Below are 13,902 nucleotides of genomic sequence, written 5' to 3' on the forward strand. Positions count from 1 at the left end.
ACGCAGCGGCCACCCGACTCGTGACCCCGAGAAGGGAACAAGCATGGAAACGCTCCCTGCCAAGTCCTCCGCCAAGGCGCCCGCCGAGCGGTTCACCGGCGAGGTCTACGTCGACTCGATCTACCGCGGCCAGGAACCCTCGCGCATGATCGCCAGCGCCGTGACCTTCATCCCCGGCGCGCGCAGCAACTGGCACTCCCACACCCGCGGCCAGACCCTGCACTGCACCCACGGCATCGGGCTCGTCGTCAACCGCGACGGCACGGTGCTCACCCTGCGCCCCGGCGAGACCGTGTGGACCCCACCCGGTGAGGAGCACTGGCACGGCGCCACCGAAGGCAATCTGATGTGCCACCTCGCCCTGCTCGAGACCGACGACAACGGCGAAGACACCACCTGGCTCGAGCAGGTCACCGACGAGCAGTACCGCGTGGCGCACGTCCACACCTAACGGGTCCGGCATGACTCCTGCTGCGGACAGCCGCCAGCTGTGGACCGTGCTGGAGTGAGGTCGCCGGGCTCATGGACGATGCGCTCGACCTCGAGGCGGGCGTCCTACGCGTGGTCCGCACCGTCGTCGAGGTCGCCGGGCATCGGTCGTTCAAGCCGTTCCCGAAGTCGGTCGCGGGCCGGCGCGAGGTGCCGATCCCGCCGTGGGCGCGTCGCCTGATCGCCGAGCACGTCGAGCGCTGGCCCTCGCCGGCCACCTCGCCGGTGTTCGCCAACGAGATTCAGGGCCCGATCGGCCGGACCGCGTTCCGCGCCCGGGTCTGGCGCCCCTCGCTGGTGCGGGCCGACTTCATCGGCGACGTCCGCCCGGTCGACAGCGGGTTCCTCGCGGTCTGGGGCGACCGGGACCGCGACGAGCAGTCCTTGACCACCCGCACCCACTACCAGGCGGTCATGGAGGTCTCCCGGCGCCACTACGGCGGGCTGCGCTTCCACGACCTGCGCCACTCCTACGCCACGTGGCTGGTCGACGACGGGGTCCCGCCGAACATGGTCCAGCAGGTCATGGGCCACGAGCGCGCCTCGATAACCCTCGACCTCTACACCCGCCGGACGGCTGACACGAGCCGCATCCTCGCCGCCCTGGACGACGACCAGGAGGACGACCAGCGATGACCTCTGCTGCCTTCTCGCTGCCTCGATCTTGCTCCGGAACGACGAAGGCCCTGGTCGGCGACTCTCACGAGTCCCTGACCAGGGCCTTTGCTGGTGGGCGATACTGGGATCGAACCAGTGACCTCTTCGGTGTGAACGGGCCTGGGTTCGATTCCCGGGTCTCCCCCACCACCCTCGCATGCGGCCTGACCTGCTGTTTCGTGCTGCTGCGTCCGGCCGCGCAGGCCTGGCTGTCAGACCTCGTGCTGCCTGAATGCTGCATTGATCATGTGCCGCGGCACGAACGCTCGGCCTGGTCAGGACTGACCTTCACTAGGGTGCGCGATCGGGAAGACGGTGTTGGGCGGGTCCCACGTGCGTTCGGTCTGGTGACCACGAGGGCGTCGGGTCTCGGACTTCGCGTTGCGCTCTACCGAGACTCGCCTTCCGTGGCCCCGATCCTTTCCTCAGTCGATTTCAGTAGAAATCGCTATCCCGGAACCAGGCCTCTCGCATTATTCGCCTTTCTTCTAGTGGAGTCTCCGACGACGAGGACCTGGGAGGAAATAGGTTGAGCACAACCTGTTGGAAATCGACCACCAGTATGTCTAGCAGCGGAATCTCCAAATCGATTGTGTGCACCCCCAGGAGGCGACCAATCCGATCTCGAATCACCTGCAGCTGCTCCACGGTTTTATTCCCATCAAGGAGGAGGTGTACCCATTCTTTCTCTGGTTGCTCATTCCCAGTAGTGGTATCAGCAATCGAATACGAGCTAGGGAGCCTGGCGACAGATGAATCCGAGTCTGCGAAATGTCTTTCCATGATCTGCTCGACTGTTTCGTCCATCCATTCTAGGCCCGCCTGAGTGTAAAGCGAATGCAGTTCCAGGAGACGTCCCCAAGCGTACTTCAAGTCGAGCTCCCACCCCGGCATAATCACCCGCCTGCGATCAACTCGAACGATCTTCCGCGTTTCGGAACTCTTTACGAGTGACTCTACAATATGATCATTTAGAGCGCTTCGTCGTTCGCTGTATAGAAGGGCCTGGCGCTGCAGCTGACCCCATCCATGGAGGCTCCGCAACTCAACGTCGTATTGGTCGACACCACTTCGGCTTACAAGTTGTTCATACATTTCAAGGAGCAATTCGAGTTCGCGCCTTGCACTATTGAGAGATTCATAGATAGTCGTGCGGACCTGAGCCCAATCTCGAAAGAATCCGTCGAAGATGAGAGCCTCTATCTCTTCGAGGGCGGCCCTGAGGCGTCGCCTCACTCTGAGCTGCTCGCTTACGTGCGCCTGCTGTGCGACTATCCTTTGTAGGACAATAATACCCACCGGTATACCAATCAGTGCACCGGAGAGATTTGAGACTACGTTAGTCAAAAACGGCTTGTCGGACCAGAATCCTCGCAGATCCTCGACAACGCCGAAGCACAACCCGGACATACCGAGAACGATCGCTACGGGCATTATCACTCTAGCAGGTCGCCCCAGTCTGGACCATTCCATGCGAAACCACCGCAGCGGCAAATCATCCTCCCAAACGAGTGAGTTCGCACATTTACCGTCTCAGTCTTACGTGTGGAGCACGGCCACGCAAGAGTCAGGCTCACCTGGCTCGGCCGGCCACGGTCATTCGCGAATCGGCCGGCGCGGAGCATCTCGGTATAAGTCCATGTCCCTGCAAAGGAGCATCCTATGACGGTCGATCTCCGTATCGAACGTCCGCGAGTCGGCGGCCGTTGTCAGGGAAGAAACCGATATTTGCACCCAACTCGCCCCGTCATGCCACGCGGCGTATACCGCCTGCCACCGTCAGTTCGTCAGCAGCTCGACCAGCTCAGCGCTACCAAGCAGAGCATCCAACGCACTCGCGGTTGGCACCTCGGTGAGGGTCTCCGTGATCCGTTCGCGACGGTCATCGGTGGCGGCCTCCGCAAGGGTGATGGTCAGGGAGTCGCGTGCCGACCAGATTTCCCAGGCGGCGAGGAGCTCGCGAAGCAACGGCATGGGGGCCTCCTGTGCTTGGCCGTGTCGGCGGCGGGCGCTGTGGGTGGGGCCGTCCCCGGCTCCGCCGCGCCTGCGGCCCGTTCGGCCGTCGGAGGCTCGCCGGCAAGGGAGGAAGCAAACGATCTTCACCGGCCCTCGACGTCTCGGGGGCATGCCGCTTCAGCTGGCGGTGAAGATGGTTTGCGGCCCTTGCTGGGGAGGGACGGCCGGTCAAACTCGGCCGCCGCCGACACGGCAGCCCGGCGAAGCCGGCTCCGTCGCTCTTGGCGTGGCCGCGCGGCCCTGAGCTGCCCCACGCCCCGGGTCGGCCGGCTCGACGGTGTGCTCGCTCCTCGAGGTGGGCTCGTCGCCCTGCCGCTCTCCGTCGCGTGGGTGGTTGTCGCTGCGTCTGCCGTGCTGGTGCCCGGGCCCCGGGCCGGGTGCGCGCCCCGGGTCGAAGACAGGAGGGGAAGCGTGCCCGGCCTGCAGGGGCCGGGCACGGCCGGCGCGCCAGCGCCGGCCCTCATCCGCGCTGGTGGTGCTCGGTGACCGCGCCCGCTCTCGGTAAAGGGGCAACAACTCTTCGAACGGCCACCCGGCCTGGACGGCGCCGTCGCCGCGAGCACGCCCAACCACGGTCGGCCGAGCAGGTCGCCGGGGCGCAGGAGCGGCGGGCGAACCGGTGGCAGCGCCGGGCCCAGCTGCGGCGCATCTCGAAGCTCAAGCGGATCAAGTACTGCGGGCACACCATGACGCCCGACGGCGGCGTGACCCTCGGGGTGATCGAGAACCCTGATGGCACCCGCTCCGCGGCCTATGGCGGGTTGAAGACGTGCGGCTCGGTGTGGTGCTGCCCAGTGTGCGCGGCGAAGATCGCCACCCGCCGCGCCGACGACCTCGCCACGGTGATGCGCGCAGTCGACGACCTCGGCGGCTCGGCGTTCCTGCTGACGCTGACGATGCGCCACGACCGCGGCGACCGCCTCGGCCTCACCAGCGAGCAGCGCGCCCGGCGGAACCGGCTTGAGGAACGCCTGGCCGACCTCCAGGTAGCCGAGGCCAACGGCTGGGACGTCGACGAGCACCAGGCCGAGGCCGACGCCATCGAACTCGACTCGATCAAGGCCCAGGAAGGCTGCTGGGACGTCCTGTCCTACGCCTGGCAGCGGGTGACGTCTGGGTCGTCGTGGCAGGAGGACTGCGAGCGGTTCGGCGGACTGCTCGGGTGGGCGCGGGCGGTGGAGGTCACCGATGGCGAGAATGGCTGGCACGTCCACCTCCACGTGCTGATGTGCTTCCGCGAGCAGGTCTCCGCTGAGCTCGCCCGCGCCGCCCTTGGCCCGCGGCTCTTTGGGCGCTGGAGCCGCGCCTTGGAGCGCAAGGGATTCGCCGCGTCAGTGGAGCACGGCTGGGACATGCGCCGCGCCCAGATCGGCGACGGGGGCCTGGCGGACTACTTCACCAAGATGGCCCACGAAGTCACCGGCGGACACCGCAAGGAAGGCCGCGCCCGGGGTGGCCGCACTCCGATGCAGCTCCTCGCCGACGCGGTGGACACCTACGAGGAGTCCGCACTGTCGCGCTGGTGGGAGTGGGAGGCGGCGTCCGACGGCCGCCGACAGCTCACTTGGTCAACGGGCCGTCGTGATCTGCGCGCGCTCGCGGGACTGGGCCGAGAGGCCACCGATAAGGAGATCTCCGAGGAGGACCACGAGGCCGACACCCGTCTCGGGCTTGCGGCCGACGATTGGGCCCATCTGGTAAGCGCTCAAGCTGAAACCGAATTGTTGCACGTCGCAGAGGGCGGCGGGCTCAATGCTGCCCGCGTCTGGCTGACGAGCCGCGGTCTGCGATGGATAGACAACACCGGATGCGACCCTGGATTTGCTCGGTCCACCGCGCCGCAAAAAACGGACGGCCCGGTTGTTTGCGGACCACTATACCGGTGAGGGTCTCGAGATCGAAGAAGCTGCCCTACTTGGCAATCAGACGCGAGAACACGGCTACAATTAGACTGAATATAAACGTCACTATGAATGGCCCAAAGAACGACCGGCTACGTTTGAGCGTACCCCGCGGAAGACTATCGGAGGTAGCTACTTGAACGACCGGCAGCGGGAACTCGCCTGACTGCAGCGCAGCTATCAACTCAGAGGTCTTCATAAGCATATAGCGTCGCCTGGCCTCATCATAAGGAGCGCGCGCCGCTGCCAAAATCACAGTAGGAACTTCCCGTTGAGGTCGCTCGTGTTTGAGTGCCCTTCGCTGCCCCCGCAACTGCGCAAGGTCCGCTGAGAGGAGTAGGCAGGCGGTCACAGAGCTACCTGCCAACCGTCGCATGTGCCACAAGTTTCGTCGAAGAGCCCGTCCAGATGCTGCATGCGAGGTGACTCTTGACGCCACGATTGATACAGACGAGACACTTCCAATGACCCGGGAATATGCCCGAAGCCTAGCCATGTAATCGGACGTGACGGCGAATGCCCCCCAGGGCGCGAGAATGATTGCTAAGCTTCCTATAAGAATAGTGATTCTGCCAAGATTTTGGTACGTTGAAAGGCCGCGCATAGGCTGCGGGAGGACAAATCCAAAGATAACAACAGCGAGAGTAGCTACTGGCAAGTAGCTGCCGAGAAGGATGGTAGCCGAATTTCGCTGCTTCCGCCGAGCGAGTTGGAACGGAGCCGAGTCGAACCCGAAGTAGGTCAAGTCGGCTGACAGCTCGGGCTCGAGTTGCGTACTAAACAACCTTCTGATGTAGCCAAGAGCCAAGACTCAGACTCTCCTTCTGAGCTAAATGCAATGCTTGATTGCTCACTGCTCTTTTTTATGTGAGGCTTACTATACGTGCAGCGGCCAATTGCGCTCTGCTAACCTCTAAGTCCCCGGCTGGCACGCCAACCTACGCCGGTGAAGGCGGTGCAGACCTGCTCGAGGGGGGACTACTTCACGGAGATGGCCATCAGGTCACCGCCACATAGTCGCTTAGGTTACGCGATCTCGTCCACAACTCCGGCTCATACTAGCTTTTGCTAGTCCACAAACCACTGCTCTTCTTCAGCAATGCGCATGACCGGAACGGCAGCCTCAAAGACAGCCTGCTCACACACCTCCTCCGCGTGGGCTTTCAACGAAAGTGGATAATCGTCTGAACTCACAATGAGCTGCGCGAGTTCTAGGGGCATCCCAGCATTCCGCGTCCCCCCGCTGGGATAATCCCCGAGACTTCGTGGCCATGCCCACTCAGGCATCACCTTCGAGTATTCGGCGAGCCTTCTCCAGTCGCTCTCCATTAGGCTCCTTGCACTGGAGTTGGGCTTTCTCGCAATCCAGTCAATGAGACGCTCGAGCACCACCGTATCAGTACCCGTGTAGTCAGGAAGCAGTACATCTGCCAGATGAGGTTGATGAAAGCGCGGCATTGAACTAATTGCCAAAACCTTAGTTCGCGGAGATAAGGCTAACTGCGTCAACTCCGATAACCGAGCACGTATTCTTTGATTCGAGTAGTCGTCTAGCGCGAGCTGGACATCCTCGAGAATGTCTGCTATCCGATTAAACGCGCTATCGCTCAATCCGCTCACTAGTCGATCGACGTCCGGGAGGAGTCTCCGAAGGACTGTTGGCCCAGCGTTCATGAAGAAGGCCGATGTAAACGTTACGGTCGCCCACTCACTGCTGGCGTCCTTGAATTGCGTCGTCCACCATCGGTAATTGCCAGCTCGAAGCTTGGAGAGTCGCAGCCGCACAGTCATATCAAGCTCGCTGCTATACAGCCCTGCAGAGCTCTCTACACTGAGTGGCGCTTTGACCTGACTGGAAAGAATTGCGATTCGGAGTACCGCATCGGAATTCTTCGAGTACTGCCCAAGACCATTAGTGATTCTGGTCCAAGGATCTAGACTAGTGCGCCACCAGGACAGTGGATAGTCGAGCTGAGCGTCGAGCTCGACTACGAGAGTCGATAATCCAAGTCCTTCTATACCCTCCGCATTTGCATGCAAAGGTCCCATGATCGAGGAAGTCACTCGAGCGGCATGTCTGGCCGGCGTATCGTCTGCCAGGTATATGAATACAAACGTATAGAAGTAAGCGCCCGCAAATGTGCTGACAACTTGAAGGGCAGCTAGGTCGCGTCCTGCTCCGAAACGGTGGTCTGGGAAGCGTAGAACTGATTCCAAGTAGAACTTCGTGAGCCTAAGGTCATGTTGCACAGATATCGCATTCTTGGTTACAACACCGACTACCTGAATACAGTCTTTCACCTCCTCGTCAGGCATCGCATTAAGCCGGAGATCCTCGATCGACAGCGACGCCATGATTCCAAGGTAGTAGGCAAAGTGAACCCATAAGCTTCGCGCCTCTCTGGCTGCGTAGTTGTCTTTCCACAAAGCGACTAGTTCTTCTCGCGTTGCGTTCGCCTGCAGAAGCTGTCCAACCAGCCTGAGCTTCTCGGGATCGAAGCGACCCTCGCCGTCGATCTCCTCGAAGAGTAGCGTGAGGAGTTCACTCTTGCCTGCGCCATCGGGCAGCACCAACGCAATGGGCCGCCGCCCACCGCTGCTACGGCTTAGCAGAGCGAGGAAGCTCGAACGGCGCAGGATTAGTGAGATCACTTGTTGCTGGCTTCGTACGTTTCGACTGAATACCCAGTCACGGAGCAGTAAGCCAGCGAGATAACCTGGATACGAAACGTCCTGGTAGGCAGACTCAGTAATCAGAACAGTGAGGCGCTCGACGAGCGCCGGAAGCTCGCCCTTGTCTAGGAAGCCAGCAAAGAAACGCGTCACGTTCTGCCAATACGGATTGGGCGCGATACCGTCGAACCTGTCCGGCATCGTGCCGCCGCGCTCACTACCTACGGGGCTGTATGCTGCAGTTTCGTACAGGTATCTACCTGCGAAGTACTCCCTCAAAGGCTGCACTTCAAACTCGAACGTGCCTTCTATCCGCGCCACAAGGAAGACGACTCGTTGTGAGCCGCTGAAGATAGCCTCGGCGAGGGATGAGTCCCGGCCCTCGCGAATCAAATACGAGCGCAGTTCCGCCATCAAGTCATCGTAACTAATACGCCCGCTTTCGTTCTCGGCTTCGGCGCGAGCGTGGAGCAGCCACGCTAGATAGCAATGCACGTCTACCAAGAGCTCCTGATGCTCGCGCACATCATCATTCTTCTCGGATTCTCGGGACAGGAACAAAGTTACGTAGACGCCATACAACGCCGTTCTCTTGTCAGGCAAGGAAGGGCCGCGACTGTGTACGACGCTTAGTAGAATGGCGAGCTGCATGGGATTACGCGCCAACTCGCGAAGATGCGCCTGCTCGAGTCGGCTCCGCAGCATGAATCTCAAGTCTTTAGAATTCTTCGCGTCCAGCTTCTTTGCTTTGGTCCACCGGTCTGCATACTCGAGGACGAGTTTAGGGGTTAGTGAGACGAGATCGAAGTACGCGAAGGTGCGCTGGGGAAAGTCACTGACTCCGGAGAAGGCCGAGGGTCGGGTTGTTACTACTACCTGGACATTGGCCGCAATCTCGCGGAATCGTCGAGCTGCCGCAGAAATCTCCTTCACAACGCGCTCGCGGACGTCGAGATCGGCCACCTCGTCTAGGCCGTCTAACATGAGCAAAGACGGACTTGTCTTGAGGACGCTATGGAGATCGTCGACAGAGAAGGCTTTCCCACCAGAATGGTGCTCGACCAAGGCAGCGCAGAATGCCTCAACGCTCCTACTCTTCGCTTCGACGCGTTCCTCCTCATCGAACGGGTTCCTACCTCTGACCCACACTGCGTAGTCACGTAGGTCAACCTTAAAAGGGAGTCTGCTAAGCTTCGGCTGCCGATCGTACGGAATATGCGATAGATCGTTGCCAAGAGCTTGCATTCGATACACTTGGCAAAGGTACTGCGCAAGTGTCGATTTTCCTTGGCCTGGCGCACCTTGAATGACCGCAATGGGGTAGAATTCTTGGACAGCCGGATTGAGGAAGAGGATAGCGGCGCCGCAGTAGACATCAGAAAGACCTTGAATGCTGCGGTCTTCACCTCCTTCTGACGCGTGCTTTAGGGAAAGGACGAGGTTCTGCCCCTGGGAGAACGCTCTCCGGCCCCCTGGTACGCGCGTGAGCTGAGCTGGTACATCTACGAATAGGCTGATTAGATCATTTTGCAGTTCTACTTGTTTGAAGCGAACTTCTTCATCCTTTTCTTTCTGGTCGATGAGAAAGGCGCGAATTGCATCTTGTCTACGCAACTTATCGGAACCAGCGTCGGGTTCGAAGAGAAGTTCGAGTAAGTCGTTCCCTCGGAGAATTTCCGGGTACGACCAGCGCAGCGAGGCGCTTGCCGTTTCGACTCGACGATCAACATCGCCGCGCCACCAGACCGTCGATGGTATGTCGATCCGATCGTCTAGCACACGCTGCAGTTGATCGATAGACCCCACGTCCGGGTGGGCGGTACCTCGGACATTGGTGACGAGGATATATTCGACAGCACCCCTTGCTGCGAGCGTATTCGGCTTCGGAAGTTCCTTCTCTATGGTTTCTACAAGCCAACGGTGCGGGTCCTCGATTGAATCCGGGTTACGAACAAATTTAACTTGGTATGCCAACTTGGGGCGAGAGTCAACGGCTGGCTTGCCACTAGCCGCGGCAACTAAGTCGACCGTGGTCCACGCGTCCTGTCCCCCGTCCGGCTGGCCGACTGGAAGGCAACGTAGGTGTGGATCTTTTTCGGCGAGGAGGGCCTGCACGAAGTGTTGAAACCGTTCTGGGTCCAACTGCTCGTAGAAAAAGGTCACTTAAGCCCCCTTGGTATCAACGCGAAGATCTCAGTAGACCTTACGTGGTAGCAATCGTCCACTTACCATGCCGAGCCGCGAGGTCTTTCGACCGTTCGGCCTAGCAGCTACCCCCGCGCTGTCGACTCAGTGAACTCCCCGGTCCCCTTCGCGCTCTGGGCAGGGCTGTCGCCCACGGGCAGACCGGTGCGCCGGCCTCCCCATCGGGGTCCTAGGTAGGTCAGGGGCGCGCAACACCGCCTCCGACGTTGGGCGGCTTGAGGTCGGGGAGCCGGCCGCGGTGCGGCTCCCGCACCCAGAGCGCGAGGCGTGCAACTCGATCCCACACCGTAGTAGGTACGACCTCGCCCGCGCCGGCTGCCAAGTGCTCGAGGAGGTCGACGAGTGCCTCGCGCGCCTTGGGAGTTAAGGGTTCACCGGCGCGGAGCAGCTCTGCGGCGGCGCGGACGTTCTCGGAGGACGCCCGATGCGCTGCAGCGGCCCGGGGCGGCATGCGTCTGACCATGCGACTATCATCGAACATGTGTTCGATGGACGCATTTCTCCGGTCGGGGCATTGTGCTCGACCATGAAGACACTCCGCACCTGGCGCATCGTCCGTGCCCGCGGGTTCAGTCTCATCGACGTCTGGCGCGGCTGGTCGTGACGTCTCCCGAGCCGGAGCTGGTCGCCGCGATCGACGAGGCGATGTGGGACGCGCTCGCCGACTTCGGCCCAATCCTGCGCGCCGCAGCGGCGGACTCGCCGTTACTCAAGGGCGGCCCGACACCCGACGAGATCATCGAGCGGCTGCGGCGCAACGGCCTCGACGACCCTGAGCGCCACTAGCTGCAAAGTACAACCCGAGCTGGCGGGTCGGCCGGATGCGTCGGGTCGGTCACGGGTTCGCCGTCGACCCGGACGGCACCCGCCTCTTGTGCGAACCACCACGCGATGCGCTCAGACGACAGCCCTGCGCGGGCGAGCCGGTCGCCCACAGTCGACGGTTCCGAGGCTGCTTCGTGTCGTTCGCGTCCACGGGCTGAAAGCACGTCGGAGGTCCGACCCCGAGTCCTGTAGCAGCGAACGCGTCCCGGTGATGTCGACGACCCGTCGGGCGCCACCGGTGGTCTTGGCCCGGAGGACCGTGGTGCCCTCCTGAGTGGCCTCGGAGGTACGGAGTTCGGACTAGCTCATGCCAGCGTGTGCCGCACTAGTTGCAGCCGAGCGGTGCAACTTCTTCATAGCCTACTCACCTACGTAACGACCTATCACTAGTCGGAGATAGGTTGATAACACTCGAGGTCCACCTCCTCGGTGCGACTCAAAAGGGGCGTCGATGGAGAAGACTCGCAGAGGCCATGGAGCACATCGCTCGAGGATCAGGTCGAGGTCGACGATCGTCAGCGCGATCTGCGCTCTTGCGCTGACCGTTGGAGGGCTCTTCCTGTCTGTCGGCTCTGCCTCGGCCACAGCTACGGGGGGTGTTTGGATCGCCCCCTGGAATCTCAGCTCCGTGGTGAAGGGCGTTAGCGTCTCGATCCCGATCCAATCGGGGTACTTCGGCCATGTGATTAGAGGAAATCACCGCAAGGTCGACTGGGATAAGGCCGACTATACCCTAGACCCAACTTCGCTCGTCGGCTGGATGAGGGGTCCGGCGTGTAATTGGAGAATCGACTTTGAATACTATAACGACGAGAACAACCAGCGCTACAAGTACGACCGAGGTCCCACGAACGGTGGCTGTCAGCGAGCGGCCGGACGGACCGTATATCCGGGCACGTTGGCTCATGATGGCAGCGCCTGCGCGGTCTTCTATGTGAACGGCCAACGCCGAGCAACACAGTGCCACATGATCAAATAACAGGTGAGCTTCAAGGTTGCTCAATAGCCAGACGTATGGGGTGGATTCTCCACCCGAGTGCTGCGTCGCCAAACTTCTTGGGAGGATAGCGTAGCGGTTCGCTGATTAGGTTTCTTCGCCGACCTCCGAGGAGGAGGCCTGGGCGTTCCGCGCCATCTGCTCCGAAGCAGGACAACGCCCGAAGCGATGACGACTGAGAGACGTGACCCCGTCTGCGTCGTCAGAGCGTGCGCAGAGCCCCCGACTGCGCCTGGAGCAACGAACGACTCGTTAGGCTCTCAGAGTGTCAAATGGGTCTGTACAAGCAGCGCGCGCGCTCGCTGAGTCGCTCCTTGCCCGTAGCGCGCCACGTCGATGGGCGCACGTCTGCGGGGTCGCGAAGCGCGCTGGCGAGCTAGGCGGCGGGGGCGAGGAAGAGACAGACGTGCTGGTTTGCGCCGCTTGGCTACACGACGTCGGGTACAGCGACAAGGTCCGCTTGACAGGATTCCACCCACTTGACGGCGCTCTCCTTCTCCGGTCCCTAGGCTGGTCTATGCGCCTCTGTGCTCTTGTCGCTAACCACTCAGCGGCCGCCGTTGAGGCACGCTTCTTCGGCTGCTCCGAGCAACTCGCCCTATTCCCGGACGAGCGGACGCTGACGCGTGACTTGCTCTGGTACTGCGACATGACGGTTGGTCCCGACGGTTCGCCGTTGACGTTCGGGGAGCGGATGGCCGACGTGCGATCTCGCTACTCCAATGACGACTACGTCTCGCAGGCGTTGGACGCAACGATGGACGAGCGAAGCGGGGCCGTCGCGCGAGCCTGTGCATGGGTACGTCTGGTCGAAGAAGAGAATCAAGTGTAATACGGCTGCTCACGAGTTAACGCGTGATCGATCCGTAGGCGGATCGACGGGTGGACCTGCACCGAGTCGAGTTCAGAAGGTTCAACCCAGACCACCTCGCTCGACTCATTGCTTGTCCGCGCTTCACCACTGACGACGTGCGCACGAAAGCAGATCGAGAACTCCTGCCGGACCTCACCGTCATCGTAAGCCATGACGTGACCTGGATTCGAGTAAATGCCGACGAGGTCGTCGACCTCGACAACATAGCCGGTTTCTTCCCACGTCTCCCGCAGCGCAGTCGCCGTCATGGTCTCCCCAAGCTCATGACGACCTCCCGGCAGCGCGTAGAGATCGTTGTCCGTGCGCTTGATCATGAGGATGCGGCCACCCGCGTCCTGGACGAACGCGCTCACCGCGATGACGATGCTATTGGCCTTGGGAGCGTCAGGCTCATTGTAATGATCGACGCGAGTCAACGAATCACCATTCCGCTGGTTGCGACTTATTCCAGACGTCGACGAAGCTACGTGCGTAGGTCTCGAAGAGGTCTCCGGGTCCCAACTTCCGTAAGTGGAGCGCAGGTGCGTGAGCTCCAGCCACTCCATAGACGTGCATGTTGACGATCATCTGCTCGTCGAATCGAAAGATCGAGTTGTAGAGGGTCGTCTCGTGAAAGCGAAACTCGATGCCCGGGATTTTGCGTAGCGGGCGATAGGCAGTGAGCCCGTAACGGATGCGGGCGGCGAGGACGTCAGGCCCCAATCCCTCCTCTTCGCTGCGCAGCTCGACCGAGTCGCTCCCCGGGCGCCCGAAGTTGATCCGCACGGTCACACCCGCCCGCGCCTTCTCACCCAGCAACGTCACGACGTCGTGCTGCTCGGCGAGGAACTGGCCGGCGTGCACGAGGACGTCGATACGGTCAGTGGTGCGATCGAGCAGCTCGTCCCACAGGTCCCCCGGGATCGTCCGGCGGTGCGGGTAAGCGGCAACGATCTCGGACTCGGCGATCTTGGCCTGCCGTGCGGGTGGGACTGCCGCTGGCCACAGGTAGGACTCGCTCAGCTCGACCAGCGCCGCGAGCTTGCCGCGATGACGGGCGTACGGGGTGCGGTCCTGCGTCATCCACCGCTCGACGGTCTTGGCGTCAACCCCGACCACCTCAGCCGCGTCCGTGGTCGTGAGGCCGGCGGTCGCGAGCGCGTCGCGCAGACGTTCGTTCGCCATGTGTCCGCCTCCCCCACGATTAGGGACGACTTCATTCTATCGAAGACGTCCTGAGATGTCCCTCCGTGCGGTAGGGCCGTCCCTCGGATTTGCGGAGCCTT

10 protein-coding genes are annotated in these 13,902 nt (G+C 61.6%); 5 read left to right on the forward strand and 5 right to left on the reverse strand.

Annotation, left to right across the window (positions count from 1 at the left end):
* Window positions 1-43 precede the first annotated feature (43 nt).
* Together HH311_RS12515 and HH311_RS12520 are read left to right on the forward strand one after the other, a co-directional pair.
* Entirely contained in the window at window positions 44-451 is a 408-nt protein-coding gene (locus tag HH311_RS12515; protein ID WP_169183989.1) for a cupin domain-containing protein, read from the forward strand.
* Window positions 452-522: 71 nt separating this feature from the next.
* Entirely contained in the window at window positions 523-1,125 is a 603-nt protein-coding gene (locus tag HH311_RS12520; protein WP_169183990.1) for a tyrosine-type recombinase/integrase, read from the forward strand.
* 456 nt (window positions 1,126-1,581) lie between these two features.
* Here HH311_RS12520 and HH311_RS12525 read toward each other — a convergent pair whose 3' ends face one another.
* On the reverse strand, window positions 1,582-2,580 hold the full coding sequence (locus HH311_RS12525; protein WP_169183991.1) for a hypothetical protein: 999 nt from the start codon (window positions 2,578-2,580) through the stop codon (window positions 1,582-1,584).
* Between the two features lie 345 nt (window positions 2,581-2,925).
* On the reverse strand, window positions 2,926-3,120 hold the full coding sequence (locus tag HH311_RS12530) for a hypothetical protein (RefSeq protein ID WP_169183992.1): 195 nt from the start codon (window positions 3,118-3,120) through the stop codon (window positions 2,926-2,928).
* 524 nt (window positions 3,121-3,644) lie between these two features.
* On the opposite strand from HH311_RS12530, the gene HH311_RS12535 reads away from it, so the two are divergent.
* A complete protein-coding gene (locus HH311_RS12535) occupies window positions 3,645-5,048 on the forward strand; it encodes a hypothetical protein (RefSeq protein WP_169183993.1) in 1,404 nt (467 codons plus the stop codon).
* 1,083 nt (window positions 5,049-6,131) lie between these two features.
* Here HH311_RS12535 and HH311_RS12540 read toward each other — a convergent pair.
* Window positions 6,132-9,899 carry an NACHT domain-containing NTPase gene (locus tag HH311_RS12540; RefSeq protein WP_169183994.1) on the reverse strand — a complete coding sequence of 1,256 codons (3,768 nt, stop codon included), beginning with the start codon at window positions 9,897-9,899 and terminating at the stop codon, window positions 6,132-6,134.
* A gap of 642 nt (window positions 9,900-10,541) precedes the next feature.
* Here HH311_RS12540 and HH311_RS12545 point away from each other — a divergent pair.
* Both HH311_RS12545 and HH311_RS33700 read left to right on the forward strand, forming a co-directional pair.
* The gene (locus HH311_RS12545; protein ID WP_169183995.1) at window positions 10,542-10,727 is read left to right on the forward strand and encodes a hypothetical protein; all 186 of its coding nucleotides are present in this window, start codon (window positions 10,542-10,544) and stop codon (window positions 10,725-10,727) included.
* 1,301 nt (window positions 10,728-12,028) lie between these two features.
* Window positions 12,029-12,595 (forward strand): HD domain-containing protein, encoded by a 567-nt coding sequence (locus HH311_RS33700; protein WP_169183996.1) that lies wholly within the window; start codon window positions 12,029-12,031, stop codon window positions 12,593-12,595.
* Here HH311_RS33700 and HH311_RS12555 read toward each other — a convergent pair.
* Together HH311_RS12555 and HH311_RS12560 are read right to left on the reverse strand one after the other, a co-directional pair.
* Window positions 12,586-13,053: an NUDIX hydrolase gene (locus HH311_RS12555; protein ID WP_169183997.1), complete on the reverse strand. Its 468-nt coding sequence runs from the start codon at window positions 13,051-13,053 to the stop codon at window positions 12,586-12,588. The two genes, HH311_RS33700 and HH311_RS12555, sit on opposite strands and share 10 nt — an antisense overlap.
* A 4-nt stretch (window positions 13,054-13,057) precedes the next feature.
* The gene (locus tag HH311_RS12560) at window positions 13,058-13,801 is read right to left on the reverse strand and encodes a helix-turn-helix transcriptional regulator (protein WP_169183998.1); all 744 of its coding nucleotides are present in this window, start codon (window positions 13,799-13,801) and stop codon (window positions 13,058-13,060) included.
* Window positions 13,802-13,902: the final 101 nt, after the last annotated feature.

Source organism: Actinomycetospora sp. TBRC 11914, assembly GCF_012933465.1.
Lineage (GTDB): Bacteria > Actinomycetota > Actinomycetes > Mycobacteriales > Pseudonocardiaceae > Actinomycetospora.

What these genes read in the sequence shown, in the direction of transcription:
- HH311_RS12530 (WP_169183992.1), bottom strand. Translation starts at nt 3,120, where the DNA reads ATGCCGTTGCTTCGCGAGCTCCTCGCCGCCTGGGAAATCTGGTCGGCA.
- HH311_RS12515 (WP_169183989.1), top strand. Translation starts at nt 44, where the DNA reads ATGGAAACGCTCCCTGCCAAGTCCTCCGCCAAGGCGCCCGCCGAGCGG.
- HH311_RS12525 (WP_169183991.1), bottom strand. Translation starts at nt 2,580, where the DNA reads ATGCCCGTAGCGATCGTTCTCGGTATGTCCGGGTTGTGCTTCGGCGTT.
- HH311_RS12560 (WP_169183998.1), bottom strand. Translation starts at nt 13,801, where the DNA reads ATGGCGAACGAACGTCTGCGCGACGCGCTCGCGACCGCCGGCCTCACG.
- HH311_RS12520 (WP_169183990.1), top strand. Translation starts at nt 523, where the DNA reads ATGGACGATGCGCTCGACCTCGAGGCGGGCGTCCTACGCGTGGTCCGC.